General features: G+C 69.8%; 13 protein-coding genes. 4 read left to right on the forward strand and 9 right to left on the reverse strand.

The features are described 5' to 3' along the window. From ACTIFV_RS00985 to ACTIFV_RS01000, 4 genes are read left to right on the forward strand one after another with little or no spacing between them, the layout of a single operon-like run. The gene (locus ACTIFV_RS00985) at positions 1-939 is read left to right on the forward strand and encodes a hydroxymethylglutaryl-CoA lyase (protein ID WP_439590938.1); all 939 of its coding nucleotides are present in this window, start codon (positions 1-3) and stop codon (positions 937-939) included. Further along, the gene (locus ACTIFV_RS00990; protein ID WP_439590939.1) at positions 936-1,418 is read left to right on the forward strand and encodes a MaoC family dehydratase; all 483 of its coding nucleotides are present in this window, start codon (positions 936-938) and stop codon (positions 1,416-1,418) included. Before ACTIFV_RS00985 ends, ACTIFV_RS00990 begins: the two co-directional genes overlap by 4 nt. Further along, positions 1,415-1,888 (forward strand): nuclear transport factor 2 family protein, encoded by a 474-nt coding sequence (locus ACTIFV_RS00995; RefSeq protein ID WP_439590940.1) that lies wholly within the window; start codon positions 1,415-1,417, stop codon positions 1,886-1,888. The genes ACTIFV_RS00990 and ACTIFV_RS00995 overlap by 4 nt, the downstream gene beginning before the upstream one ends. After that, entirely contained in the window at positions 1,885-2,763 is an 879-nt protein-coding gene (locus ACTIFV_RS01000) for an LLM class F420-dependent oxidoreductase (protein ID WP_439590941.1), read from the forward strand. The genes ACTIFV_RS00995 and ACTIFV_RS01000 overlap by 4 nt, the downstream gene beginning before the upstream one ends. On the opposite strand, the gene ACTIFV_RS01005 is transcribed toward ACTIFV_RS01000, so the two are convergent. The 9 genes from ACTIFV_RS01005 to ACTIFV_RS01045 form a co-directional block, all read right to left on the reverse strand. Further along, positions 2,764-3,912: a thiolase C-terminal domain-containing protein gene (locus tag ACTIFV_RS01005; RefSeq protein WP_439590942.1), complete on the reverse strand. Its 1,149-nt coding sequence runs from the start codon at positions 3,910-3,912 to the stop codon at positions 2,764-2,766. Then, positions 3,909-4,307, reverse strand: coding sequence for a Zn-ribbon domain-containing OB-fold protein (locus tag ACTIFV_RS01010; RefSeq protein WP_439591376.1), 399 nt, complete (start codon positions 4,305-4,307; stop codon positions 3,909-3,911). Before ACTIFV_RS01010 ends, ACTIFV_RS01005 begins: the two co-directional genes overlap by 4 nt. Positions 4,308-4,312: 5 nt before the next feature. Beyond that, positions 4,313-5,857: an AMP-binding protein gene (locus ACTIFV_RS01015; protein ID WP_439590943.1), complete on the reverse strand. Its 1,545-nt coding sequence runs from the start codon at positions 5,855-5,857 to the stop codon at positions 4,313-4,315. Then, a complete protein-coding gene (locus ACTIFV_RS01020) occupies positions 5,854-6,879 on the reverse strand; it encodes an acyl-CoA dehydrogenase family protein (RefSeq protein ID WP_439590944.1) in 1,026 nt (341 codons plus the stop codon). The genes ACTIFV_RS01015 and ACTIFV_RS01020 overlap by 4 nt, the downstream gene beginning before the upstream one ends. Next, positions 6,876-8,078 (reverse strand): acyl-CoA dehydrogenase family protein, encoded by a 1,203-nt coding sequence (locus ACTIFV_RS01025; protein WP_439590945.1) that lies wholly within the window; start codon positions 8,076-8,078, stop codon positions 6,876-6,878. Before ACTIFV_RS01025 ends, ACTIFV_RS01020 begins: the two co-directional genes overlap by 4 nt. Next, complete coding sequence (locus tag ACTIFV_RS01030) at positions 8,075-8,989, reverse strand: LLM class flavin-dependent oxidoreductase (protein WP_439591377.1); 915 nt, start codon at positions 8,987-8,989, stop codon at positions 8,075-8,077. Before ACTIFV_RS01030 ends, ACTIFV_RS01025 begins: the two co-directional genes overlap by 4 nt. Before the next feature lie 10 nt (positions 8,990-8,999). Next, positions 9,000-9,797 carry an LLM class flavin-dependent oxidoreductase gene (locus tag ACTIFV_RS01035; protein WP_439590946.1) on the reverse strand — a complete coding sequence of 266 codons (798 nt, stop codon included), beginning with the start codon at positions 9,795-9,797 and terminating at the stop codon, positions 9,000-9,002. 14 nt (positions 9,798-9,811) lie between these two features. Beyond that, positions 9,812-11,008, reverse strand: a complete 1,197-nt coding sequence (locus ACTIFV_RS01040) for an ABC transporter substrate-binding protein (RefSeq protein ID WP_439590947.1) — start codon at positions 11,006-11,008, stop codon at positions 9,812-9,814. 90 nt (positions 11,009-11,098) lie between these two features. Continuing rightward, positions 11,099-12,289 (reverse strand): ABC transporter substrate-binding protein, encoded by a 1,191-nt coding sequence (locus ACTIFV_RS01045; protein ID WP_439590948.1) that lies wholly within the window; start codon positions 12,287-12,289, stop codon positions 11,099-11,101. Positions 12,290-12,302: the final 13 nt, after the last annotated feature.

Genomic DNA, 12,302 nt, shown 5'->3' on the forward strand with positions numbered 1-12,302 from the left:
ATGACCACGACACCGCCCTCAGCCGTCACGGTCTACGAGGTCGGCGCCCGTGACGGGCTGCAGAACGAGTCCACGACCGTCCCGACGGCCGACAAGCTCGCGTTCATCGCGCGTCTCGTCGAGGCGGGACTGCGCACGATCGAGGCGACGAGCTTCGTCCACCCGAGGTGGGTGCCGCAGCTCGCCGACGCCGAGGGGGTCCTCGAGGGCCTCGATCTGAACGGAAGCGTCTCCTACCCCGTCCTCGTGCCGAACGAGCGCGGTCTGGATCGCGCGTTGGCGGCGGGCGTGAAGGGCATCGCGATCTTCGGCAGTGCGACCGAGAGCTTCGCGCAGAAGAACCTGAATCGATCCGTCGCCGAGCAGTTCGACATGTTCGCACCGACGGTCACCCGTGCTCGTGCGCACGGCATGGACGTGCGCGCGTACGTGTCGATGTGCTTCGGAGACCCCTGGGAGGGCTCGGTCCCGCTCGGGCAGGTCGTCGACGTCGGCCGGCGACTGTTCGACCTGGGCGCGACCCAGCTGTCCATCGGCGACACTCTCGGCCTCGCGACGCCCGGGCGCGTGCACGACCTGATCGAGGCCTTCGGCGCGACGGGACTCGGACCCGACGACCTCGCCGTGCACTTCCACGACACGTACGGGCAGGCGCTCGCGAACTCCTACGCGGCGCTCGAGGCCGGCATCCGCACCTTCGACGCCTCCGCAGGCGGTCTCGGAGGCTGCCCCTACGCACCCGGCGCCGCGGGCAACCTCGCGACCGAGGATCTCGTCTGGATGCTCGACGGTCTGGGCATCCACTCGGGCGTGGACGTCGCGCATCTCGCGCGGACGAGCACCTGGATGGCCGGTCTGCTCGGACGCCCTTCGACATCGCGCGTGGTGCAGGCGCTCAGCGCGCAGGACGACGAACCGACCCCGGGAGGGACAGCATGACAGTGCACACGCGGCGCGGCCGCTACTACGAGGAGATGATCACGGGCGACGTCTTCCGCCACGAGCCCGGGCGCACGATCACCGAGGCCGACAACGTCCTCTTCTGCAGCATCACCCTCAACACCCAGAGCCTCCACCTCGACGCGGTGAAGTCGGCGGAGTCGGAATTCGGTCAGCGTCTGGTCAACAGCATGCTGACACTCGCGATCGTCTGCAGCATCGGCGTGCCCGATCTCACGCAGAAGACCACGATCGCCAACCTCGGATTCCAGACGATCGAGTTCCCCGCGCCGGTCTTCATCGGCGACACGCTCTACTGCGAGACGGAGATCGGCGTCAAGCGGCTGTCGGCCTCGCGGCCCGGTCAGGGCATCGTGACGCTCGAGCACCGCGGCCACAATCAGGACGACGTGCTGGTCTGCCGCGCCGTTCGCACCGCGCTCGTGCGGTGCCTGCCCGAGGACGAGCAGTCGGCGTGACCGACGCCGGCGCGCGGATCGCGGTCCTCGAGCAACGCCTTCGCGTGCTCGAGGACGTCCGCGCGATCGAGCAGCTCGCGACGACCTACCACGCCCTGTGCGACGGAGGCTGGGCGGGACCTAGTCACGTCGATCCCGACGCGCTCGCCGACCTGTGGACGCCCGACGGCGTCTACAGCATCAACGCGGCGCGCCCGCCGTGCCGCGGGCGCGAAGAGATCCGCGCGCAGTTCGTGCGCCTGCAGACGTCCATGCCGTGGATCCTGCACACCTTCACCAACGCCGACGTGCGCGTGGACGGCGACCGGGCCGTCGGGGTCTTCAAGGGCATCGCCTACTATCGGCGTGACGCGCAGAGCCACATCGTCGTCGGCACCTACATCGGCGATTTCGCGCGCACCGACAGCGGCTGGCGCTTCGCCTCGTGGGTGGCTGAGCTGGCCCACGGCTCCGTGCTGAGCGCACCGTGACCGGTCTGGGTGGACCATGGGGCGTGTGGTCGACGGGCCTGCGCCTGCGCGACAGCGCGAGCGCGGTGCGCGCGGCGACGGATCTCGAGGCGGCCGGCTATGGCGCCCTCTGGATGACCGGCGGTCTCGACGACCCCTTCGACCGTGTGCGCGAGCTGCTCGGAGCGACGTCGCGGGTCGTCGTCGCCACCGGCATCCTGAGCATCTGGACGATGGATGCCGACGCCGTCGCCGCCGAGATCCACGCGCTGTCGACGCAGCAGCAGGAGCGTTTCGTCCTCGGCCTCGGCGTCAGCCACGCCACGCTCGTCGATCGAGAGCAGGCGGGGCGGTACGGGCGGCCCCTTTCCCGCATGCGCGAGTACCTCGACGCCCTCGACCTGGCCGGTCTGGGCGCGGACCGGAGGATCCTCGCCGCCCTGGGTGCCCGCATGGTGGAGCTCGCCGGCGCGCGTTCGCTCGGTGCGCACCCTTACCTCACGACCCCGGATCACACCTCGTGGGCGCGCGGCGTCCTGGGGCAGGGGCCGCTGCTGGCCCCGTCGCAGATGGTGCTGCTCGAATCCGACCCCGAGATCGCTCGCGCCACGGCGCGCCGCGCGCTGTCGATGTACCTCGCGCAGCCGAACTATGTCGCGAACTGGAAGCGCGAGGGCTTCACCCCCGACGACGTCGCCGGCGGGGGCTCGGATCGATTCATCGATGCGATGGTCGCGTGGGGTGATGTGAATGCCGTGACCGCCCGACTCGTCGCACACCGCGATGCGGGTGCCGACCACGTGTGCATCCAGATGCTCGACGCGTCGCCGGACGCGCATCGTCACCCGCTGCCGGTGGCGGATCTGTGCCGCCTGGCGTCCGCCCTCGACCGCTGATCAGACCGTCGCGGCGCTGCCGAGCACGAGCGTGCCCGAGCTCATGAACATGCCGCCCACGCCCGTCGCGACGCTGATGTCCACCCCCGGGACCTGTGCGGGCGCGACTCCCCGCACCTGGCGCACCGATTCCTGGATGGCGAACATCCCGTACATGCCGGTGTGCGTATATGAGAGCCCGCCGCCGTTGGTGTTCATCGGAAGGCGTCCGCCGGGGGCGGTGTTGCGCTCCTCGACGAAGCTCGGCGCCTCGCCACGACCGACGAAGCCGAGGTCTTCGAGGCCGTAGAGCGGGACGTGCGCGAACGCGTCGTAGATCATGAGGTGGTCGACGTCTTCGTGCCGGATGCCGGCCTGGGCGAAAGCGCGCTCCCCGCCGAGGCGGATCGCTCGCGACGAGGTCAGGCTCTCGAGCCCCGAAACCACCGACGACTCGCTCGACTCCCCCGCACCCAGCACGTACACGGGCGTGGAGGAGAAGTCGCGTGCCCGCTCGGCCGACGTCAGCACGAGCGCGCCGCCGCCGTCGGTCACAAGGCAGCAGTGCAGCAGATGCACGGGGTCGGCGATGACGGGCGAGGCGAACACGTCGTCCACCGTGATGAGGTCGCGCAGCTTCGCCCGCGGATTGCGCGATGCCCACTCCCGCTGGATCACGGGCACCAGCGCGAGCTGCTCGCGGGTCATGCCGTACTCGGCCATGTACTGGCGCACTCCCATGGGGAAGAGCGACGGCGCCCCCACGGGGCCGTAGGGCACCTCGAACTGACCCATCGGCGACTGCGGAGCGGGGGCCCAGGGCACCATGCCGATTCGCGAACGCCCGGATTCGCCATGCGTGATGAGGACGGTCTCGCACAGCCCCGCCGTGATCGCGGCCATCGCATGACGCACGTGCAGCATGTACGACGACCCGCCCACGTTCGTGCCGTCGAGGTAGTGCGGGACGATGCCGAGGTAGTCGGCGACGTCGACCGGCATCTCGCCTGCCGAGGCGACCCCGTCGACGTCGGCGGGGGTGAGGCCGCAGTCCGCGAGCGCATTGAGCGCGGCATCCACGTGCAGTTCGAGGGCCGACTTGTCGGCGATCCTCCCGAGATCCGTGCTCTCGGCCGCGCCGACGATGGCGACGGCTCCTCGCAGGGTCATCGTGTTCCCTCCTCGTCCGGTGCGAAGTTCAGCACGCGGCGTTCGCCTCGCTCCTCGAACACCGCTCGCACGGAGTCGCCGACGGCGAGCGCGTCGATGTCGTCGGTCACGATGCCGGTCAGCACACGGGGTCCCTCTGCCAGCTCGATCATGCCCAGCGCATACGGAGCATCGAAGCCTGCAGGGCCTCGGTGGTTGATCACGAACGAGAGGAGCGTGCCTGTGCCCGCGGCGGGCACGAGTTCGATCTCGCGCGCCCCGCACCGGGGGCAGGAGCTCCGCGGATAGAGGAAGAACGATGCGCACGAGCGGCAGCGCGGCACCGTCAGCCGCTGCTGGTCGATGAGATCGAACCACTCCTGGGTATCGGGCGTGGGAGGGGCGACGGGCTTCATCGGGGTCACTTCGCGATCAGTTCGGGGAGCAGGTGCTTGCGCAGCTTGCCGTTCTCGCCCCGCGGCAGAGCGGGCACGACGTCGATGCGGCGGGGAACCTTGAATCGCGCGACGCGTTCGCCGAGGAACAGCAGCAGCGCAGGGGTGGTCGTCTCGGGATCATCGGCGAGCGGCGAGCCGGGAACCGCTTCGACGACCGCGCACACCGTCTCTCCCCATTCGGCGTCGGGCAGCCCGACGACCCCGGCGTCACGGACGTCGGGGTACTCGAGCAGCGCGGCCTCGATCTCGGCGGGATAGATGTTCACCCCGCCCGAGACGATCACCTCCGAGACGCGTGCGAGCAGGTACAGGTAGCCGTCTTCGTCGAGTCGCCCCACGTCGCCGACGGTCACGAAGTCGCCATGCCTTCCGGACTCCGTCTTGGCCGGATCTCCGCGGTACTCGAAGGCGTTCGCGCCCATCCGGAGGAACACCGCCCCCGTCTCCCCGGCAGGCAGCTCGGCGCGCGACGCGTCGAGGATGCGCACCTCTGCGCCGGGCTGAGGACGCCCGACGCTGCCCGGCCGCTGGAGCCACTCGTGTGAATCGATCGCCGTCCCGGCCGCCTCGGTGGCTCCGTAGTACTCCCAGATCACCGGACCGAACCAGTCGATCATGTCGCGCTTGACCGACTCGGGGCACGGCCCCGCGCCGTGGACCAGATTGCGCATCGTGCCGACGGCGTAGGCCGAGCGGATCTCCCGCGGCAGACGCAGCAGGCGGTGCATCTGCGTTGGCACCATGTGCGTCGTGGTGACGCGGTGATCCTGGATGCGGCGCAGCACTCCCTCCGCGTCGAAGCCGTCGGTCAGCACGATGGTGTGACCGAAGTGGAGGGATGCCACGGCGAGCCCGCTCACGGCGGTGTGGCTCAACGGAGAGGTGACCAGGTGCACGCCGTCGTTCAGCGGCTCGATGCCGAACATCCCGAGCTGCCACTGGGCCCCCGCGGCGAAGACGTCGTCGGGGTCGCCGTCGCGCAGCGCCCGGGTCACGCCCTTGGGGCGACCTGTCGTGCCCGAGGTGTAGCCGAGGAACGCTCCGGGCGATCGTTCGGCAGGTGGGTGCGTGGGGAGTTCCGCCAGCACGGGCGCGAGAGCGCGGAACCCGTCGTCGGAGCCGAAAGAGAAGAGAGCGTCGCCATCGAGACCCGCCGACGACGCGGCGGCCCGGACGACGGCGGCGAAGCGCGAGGACGTGAAGACGGCGATCGGCGCGGCATCCTCGATGATGTAGGCGATCTCGGCAGCGGTGAGCGCCGTGTTGACCGGCACGTAGTAGACCCCGGACTGCTGGCAGGCGAGCGCCAGTGCCAGCGCGAGGGGCTCGTTGGCGACGACGCCGACGACGCGATCACCGCGCACCTTGCCGCGCGCCGAGAGCAGATGCGACAGCGCGTGGGACCACGCGAGCAGCTCGCCGCGGTCTACGCGTGAGCCGTCGGGTCGCACGACCGCGGTCTCGGCGGGATCCGCCGTCGCGATCCGCCAGAAGCCGAGCTCGGTCATCGTGATCGATCCCCGGCGACGTCGGCGAGAAGCTGTCGAGCGAGTTCGCGGCGCAGAGACGAGGTCGTCCCGTATGCGGCCCCCAGACTCATCACCCGCTTGAGCCAGATGTGCAGCTGGTACTCCCACGTGAAGCCGATGCCGCCGTGCAGCTGCAAGGCGTGCAGGTTCGCGAGGGCACCGGCATCCCCCGCATACGCCTTCGCCGCAGCCGCGTGCCGCCATGCGTCGGGCTCGTCCGCGCCGTCGAACGCCGACAGGGCGGCGGAGGTCGCCATATCGGCCATCACTGCGACGTCGGCGATCTTATGCTTGACGGCCTGGAAGGAACCGACCGGACGATCGAACTGGGTGCGCACCGTCACGTAGTCGACCGTGAGGTCGAGCAGACTCCGGGTCGCCCCGGCGAGCAGGCACGCGGCGCCGGCGAGGGCGAGCGTGCGCGCGCGCCGCACCGCGTCGGGCGCTGCCTCGAGGAGTGCTCCGTCACCGCGGAGGCCGACTCGGGCGAGGGGTCGCAGGGGATCGAGCGCAGGAAGATCCCGGATGTCGAGTTCGCCGGGCAGGTATGCGCGCACCGTGTCGTCTTCGGCGATGGCGAGCAGAAGGTCGGCATCCCGGGCGAAGGCCACCTGCGACGCGCCGTCGAGGTGGATGGCCACGATCGCGTCGCCGGCGGCGATCCGCTCGAGCCATGCACCGGCCTCGTCGCCGGGCACGGCTCCGAGGATCGCCGTCGCGATGACGGCGGTCTCGAGGAAGGGCTCGGGCACGGCCCGTCGACCGAACTCGAAGAGCACCCCCGAGAGGTGGGACGCCGTGAGCTCGACGCCGCCGTGCTGTTCGGCGATGAGGGCAGAGACCAGGCCGGCCTCGGCGAGGCGGTTCCAGAGCGCATCGGTGTGCGCGACACGGCTGTCGAGACAGGCGCGGAGGTGATCGATCGAGCAGTACCGCTCGAGCAGATCGTCGCTGAGGTCCAGCAGCTCGCGCTTCTCGGGATCGAGGACGGCGGTGGTCATCGTCGCGGCTCCATGGGCAGTCCGATCACTCTCTCGCTGATGATGTTGCGCTGGATCTCGTTCGTGCCGCCGAAGATCATCGCGGCGCGGGCGTACCAGTAGCGATGGTGCCAGTCCGCCCACGCGCGTCGGGTACGCTCGTCGGCCCCGGGCAGCGCATCGGGATCGCCGACGACGGCGCCGTCTGCTCCGAGCAGCCGCAGGCCGGTGTCGAAGATGTCGAACTGCATCTGCGTCCAGTAGACCTTGTTGATGCTCGCGGTCGCCGTGAGATCGACGCCCTGCTCGGCCAGCCCGGCGAGGCGATGCACGTTGGCGCGGTACACCTCGGTCTCGACCAGCACGCGACCGAGCTCGTCGAGCGCCGCCGTGTCGTCGCCGAGTCCGCGGGCCTCGACCAGGCGAGCGAGGTTCGCGACGTCCTTCGAGAACTTGGCGTGATCGCCGAAGACGGCACCACGCTCGAACCCCAGGGTCGACATCGCCACCGCCCAGCCGCCGCCGATCTCACCGACGACGTTGTCCACGGGCACGCGCACGTCGGTGAAGAAGATCTCGGCGAAGCCGCGGGTCCCGTCGACCATGGTGAGGGGGCGGACTTCGACGCCCGGTGAGCGCAGGTCGATGCACAGGAAGGTGATGCCGTCGTGCTTGCGCTTGCCGCCCGCGACGGGGTCGGTGCGCACGAGAGCGAAGATCCAGTCCGCGAAGCCGCCCATCGACGTCCAGATCTTCTGGCCGTTCACGACGAACTCGTCGCCGTCGCGCTCGGCACGCGTGCGCAGCGATGCGAGATCCGAGCCGGACTCGGGCTCGCTGAACCCCTGGCACCAGATCGTCTCGCAGCTCAGGATGTCGGGGATCCAACGGGCGCACTGCTCGGGGGTCCCGTGCTGCATCAGGACGGGACCGAGCAGGTAGAGCCCGCCCATGTTGATGCGCTCGGGCGCGCCCGCGCGGTAGTACTCCTCGCCGAAGACGATGGACCGTCGCAGACTCGCATCCTGTCCGCCGTACTCGGCGGGCCAGTCGATCGCGGCGTAGCCGCCCTCGAAGAGCACGCGCTCCCACTCGCGGTGCAGGTCGAAGCCCTCGCGCTCCGTCCAGGGGGGCAGCGGCTCGGGCGGAACGCTGCGGGTGAGCCAGTCGCGCACCTCGTGGCGGAAGTCCTCGAGGTCGTCGTCGATGTGCGTGCTCATGCGGCAAGTCCCAACGTGCGAGACACGGTGGCCATGATCTCGCGATAGGTGTGCGGTTCCGTGCGGAGCGACACGTTGACGGCATCCGCCCCGATCCTGGCGTACCCCTCGACGATCGCGGGCAGCGCGTCGGGGTCACCGCTGAACCGCAGGCCGGCGATCACCTGCTGGTCGTCCCGGCGACGGCCGCTCGCCTCGAGATGCGTGCGATACGTGTCATAGTGCTCGGCGAACTGGGGCATGGTCAGGTTCCAGGGGTACCACCCCGTGCCGAGCTGGGCAGCGCGGCGGATCGCCGCTCGAGAGTGCCCGCCGACGAGCATGCGCGGCATGGGATGCGCCGTCGCGGGGTAGATCCCGGCATCGTCGGCCCAGAGCCTCGACACCTCGATCATCATGTCCTCGCATCGACGGCCGCGCGTGGCGAAGTCGGTCTCGCACGCCTCGACCTCCTCGGCCGACCAGCCCACGCCGACGCCGAGGTCGAAGCGATCGCCCGTGAGCTCGCTGATGGTCTTGAGCTCGCGCGTGATCGCGACCGGATTGCGCAGCGGCAGCAGCATGACCGAGCTGCCGAAGCGGAGGGTCGTCGTCGCGCGGCAGACGTGCAGCGCGGTCTGGAAGAGATCCAGCAGGCCCTGGTCGGCGGCGGCCTCGACCCGAGCCTTGCCGTCGACGGTCTTGTTGTGCACCTCGGCGCGGTCGGGGTCCGTCGCCGAGGGAGCAGCCGGATAGGGATAGGCCGAGGTGTACTGATCGAAGAAGAGGATGTGCTCTGGCAGCCAGATCCCGGAGAATCCGAGATCCTCCGCGGTGCGCGCGAAGTCCTGGATGAAAGCCGGCCCGCGTTCGGGGCTCCCGTCGAACAGATCCACCAGTCCGACCTGCACCGGCCGCCCTGCTCTGGTCATCACCGCCATGTCATCGCACCAGTGTCTCGATCTCGGAAGGTGTGGGGATGTGGTCGAAGCAGACGACGACCTCGTCGACGCCTGCGGCGCGCGCGCCCTCGTTAACCGCGGGGAGGGCGGATGCCGCAACGAGCCAGGTGGTGCGCACACGGTCGGCGCCCTCGCCCAGCACCTCGCGCAGCACCGCATCGTCGGGCGCCCGCTCGTTCGAGCTGGACGATGTCACGATCCAGCCTTCAGGAGCACCGCAGGCGTCGACGTAGCGACGCAGCGTGGGAGCGTCGGTCGAGCGAAGGTGGGTTGCGGGCCGTCGGTCCCCGACCGGCTTCGGGAGCGCGATCGCGCCTTCGAAGGAGACCGTGGCCCCCGAGTAGCTCGCGCGACGCTCGGTCCACAGCGCCTGCATGGCCGCCGTCTGGTCGAGGACGTGCTCGAGGTGGTCGCCCGCGGGCGGGCGCAGCGGGTCGATCAGTGCGACGGGAGGCGGAGCGAGGTCGATGCCCTGCTCCACCCGCCCGCCGCTGAACCAGTCGAGCGAGGCGATCTGCTTCGCACGCACCGGTGCGCTGTACAGCGAGGGGATGTCGCCTGAGAGTCCGATCCTGATTCCGCGGGTCGCTGTGGCCACGACGTGCAGGCCCAGCGTCGCGTCATGCGATCGGGTGACGGCGGTCTCGCGGTCTCCGAGCGCCCACCACGAGACGAGTCCGCTTGCTTCCGCGGCGCCCGCCGCTCTGTGCAGAGCGTCGAGCAGCGGCTCGCTCGTAGTCGTGCGCAGATGACATGCGATTCCGATCTCAGGCGGCATCCCCCTGCTCACCGTCAGTCGTTCCACTCCTTGAGGATGCCGTCGGCCTGCCAGACGAGGTACACGCCGGGGCCGTCGAGGCTCGCCTGGCCGCCCTCGTACATCAGCGGGCCGTAGACCGAGTCCTGCTCGGTGATGCCCTCGAGCGCCGTGGCGACATCCTCGGGGTCGGCGCTGCCTGCGGCCTTGATACCCATCGCCATGAGCCACATCGCGGTGTAGCCCTGCGCACCGTACATGTCGGGCACGGCGTCGTACTCGGCCTCGTAGGCCTCGACGAACGCGGTCGCCGTCTCGTTGGTGCTGAATCCGGCGTGGAACGGCGACATGAAGATCGTGCCTTCCAGGCCTCCGCCCGATGTCGTGAACAGCGCTTCACTGTCGACACCGTAGGTCGTGAGGAACGGCTTGTCGTAGCCGCGCTCGCGCATGGACTTCGCCAGCAGCGCCGACGGAGTGCCGAGCGTCGAGCCGATCACGGCGTCGGGGTCCAGCGCCTCGATCTCGGTGGCGGCCTGCGTGAAGTTCGTGTCGGCACCCGAGGTCTCGATCGTCTTGACGATCTCGACTCCGTTGCGCTCGAGCGCCGCAGCCCAGACTTTGGAGTCGCCGACCATGCCGTCGTTGTCGGCGGTGACGACGATGACCGCCGTCTCGATGCCCTCCGCGGGAACCACGGTGTCGATGAACTGGTCGTACATGCCGCCCTCCTGCGAGGGAAGGATGACCGGTCGGTAGATGTAGGGCGGGTCGGCGAGACCGGCCAGGATGGCCGACGTCACGATCGCGGGCGTCTGCGCGTCGGTGATCACGGGCGCCAGGGCACCGGCCTCGGACGACAGGCCGCAGCAGAGGATGCCCGAGGCGCCGTCGGCGGCGTACTGGTTGAACAGCGCGATCGCCTGGGCGGGATCGCCCTTGATGTCGTCGATCTTGAGGTCGATCGTGGATCCCTCACCGAGGTAGCCGCTTTCGTTGATCTCCTTGACGGCGAGCTTCGCGCCGTCCGCGATGGGAACGCCGGCGAACGCGGCGGGCCCGGACAGCAGGGCGGGGAAGCCGACGACGTATTCGACGGCTTCGCCGCCGCCGCCCTCGCCGCCGCCTCCGTCGGATGACGTGCATCCGACGAGACCGACGACCATCGTGGCGGCGACGGCCGCGATGAGCGCACGTGAGCGAACCGTGCGGAGTGAACTGAACTGAGACATCTTCGTCCCTTCTCGGGTTTGGCAGCTGTGTAAAGCAAGCACTTGATTTTGGCACAGCGGAGTGCGCCCGCGCAATGAGTTGCCCGGTTCTCAGCCCTCGAATCGGCTGAGTCGACCCCCTTCGCCCCAGACGAGGTGCAGCGCGGGCTCCTCGACGGACGCCTGACCGCCGGAGTAGGCGATGGGTCCGTAGACGCTCTCCTGGTTCGAGATCGCCGCGAGCGCTTCGCCGACGGCCGCGGGATCGGTCGATCCCGCATCCCGCAGTGCCGTGGCGAGCAGCCACATCGCGGTGTAGCCCTGCGCAGCGAACATGTCGGGCGACGCGTCGTACTCGGCGGTGTAGGCATCGGCGAAGGCGACCCCGAGGTCGTTCACCGGGTAGTCCGCATGGAAGGGCGTCGGGAAGATCGTGCCCGCCATCGCACCCGCGGAGGCGTCGTAGGCCGCCTGGCTGTCAGCGCCGACGTTGGAGACGATCGGCTTGTCGTAGCCGCGCTCGCGCAGCGCCTTGGCGAGGTTCGCCGTCGACGAGCCGATCGTGCTCGCGATCACGATGTCGGGGTCGAGGTCGACGATCTGGGTGGCCGAGCCGACGTACGACGTCTCGACGACCGGCACCTCGATGGTCTGCAGCAGCGCCACTCCGTTGCGCTCGAGTCCCGCGGCATACACCGCGCCGTCCTGCACCATCGCGTCGTTGTCGTTGTTGACCACCATGACCGCGCTGTCGTGGTCTCCGGCCCCGAGCACGGCGTCCAGGAACTCGTCGTAGATGCCGCCGGGCGTCGAGGGAACCTCGAACGGTCGGAACAGATGCGGGGGGTCGGCCAGCCCGTCGAGGATCGACACGGTGACCACGCCCGGAAGCGCACCGTCGGTCATGAGAGGCAGCAGCGCGCCGGCCTCGCCGCCGAGCGTGCAGCAGAGCACCGCGGATGCATCGCCGGCGTCGGCCTCACGGTACGCGGCGATCGTCTTCGCCGGGTCGCCGGCCGTGTCGATGACCTCGACCTCGACGGTGTCGCCGTCTCCCAGGAAGCCCGACGCGTTGATCTCGGCGACGGCGAGCTCGATGCCCTGCGCCACGGGTATTCCGGCGAAGGCGCCGGGGCCGGACTGCACGAGCGGCGCCGTGACGCGGTAGACGACGGCCGCACCTCGAGGGTCGTCCTCGTCCGCGGCGGTGCATCCCGCCAGTGCGAGCGCCGCGGCGGCACCTGCCGCGACGGCCGTCGCGATACGCGCAGAGGCGGAGCGGTCGTTCCGGGCATCCATCATCTGGTCTCCTCTT

This window comes from Microbacterium sp. (genome assembly GCF_051860965.1).
Classification (GTDB): Bacteria; Actinomycetota; Actinomycetes; order Actinomycetales; family Microbacteriaceae; genus Microbacterium.

Bases quoted from the DNA above. Each gene is read 5' to 3' on its own strand.
- ACTIFV_RS01005 (WP_439590942.1), bottom strand. From the start codon at position 3,912: ATGACCCTGCGAGGAGCCGTCGCCATCGTCGGCGCGGCCGAGAGCACG.
- ACTIFV_RS01035 (WP_439590946.1), bottom strand. From the start codon at position 9,797: ATGCCGCCTGAGATCGGAATCGCATGTCATCTGCGCACGACTACGAGC.
- ACTIFV_RS00985 (WP_439590938.1), top strand. From the start codon at position 1: ATGACCACGACACCGCCCTCAGCCGTCACGGTCTACGAGGTCGGCGCC.
- ACTIFV_RS01030 (WP_439591377.1), bottom strand. From the start codon at position 8,989: ATGACCAGAGCAGGGCGGCCGGTGCAGGTCGGACTGGTGGATCTGTTC.
- ACTIFV_RS01025 (WP_439590945.1), bottom strand. From the start codon at position 8,078: ATGAGCACGCACATCGACGACGACCTCGAGGACTTCCGCCACGAGGTG.
- ACTIFV_RS01015 (WP_439590943.1), bottom strand. From the start codon at position 5,857: ATGACCGAGCTCGGCTTCTGGCGGATCGCGACGGCGGATCCCGCCGAG.
- ACTIFV_RS01020 (WP_439590944.1), bottom strand. From the start codon at position 6,879: ATGACCACCGCCGTCCTCGATCCCGAGAAGCGCGAGCTGCTGGACCTC.
- ACTIFV_RS00990 (WP_439590939.1), top strand. From the start codon at position 936: ATGACAGTGCACACGCGGCGCGGCCGCTACTACGAGGAGATGATCACG.
- ACTIFV_RS01010 (WP_439591376.1), bottom strand. From the start codon at position 4,307: ATGAAGCCCGTCGCCCCTCCCACGCCCGATACCCAGGAGTGGTTCGAT.
- ACTIFV_RS01040 (WP_439590947.1), bottom strand. From the start codon at position 11,008: ATGTCTCAGTTCAGTTCACTCCGCACGGTTCGCTCACGTGCGCTCATC.
- ACTIFV_RS01045 (WP_439590948.1), bottom strand. From the start codon at position 12,289: ATGATGGATGCCCGGAACGACCGCTCCGCCTCTGCGCGTATCGCGACG.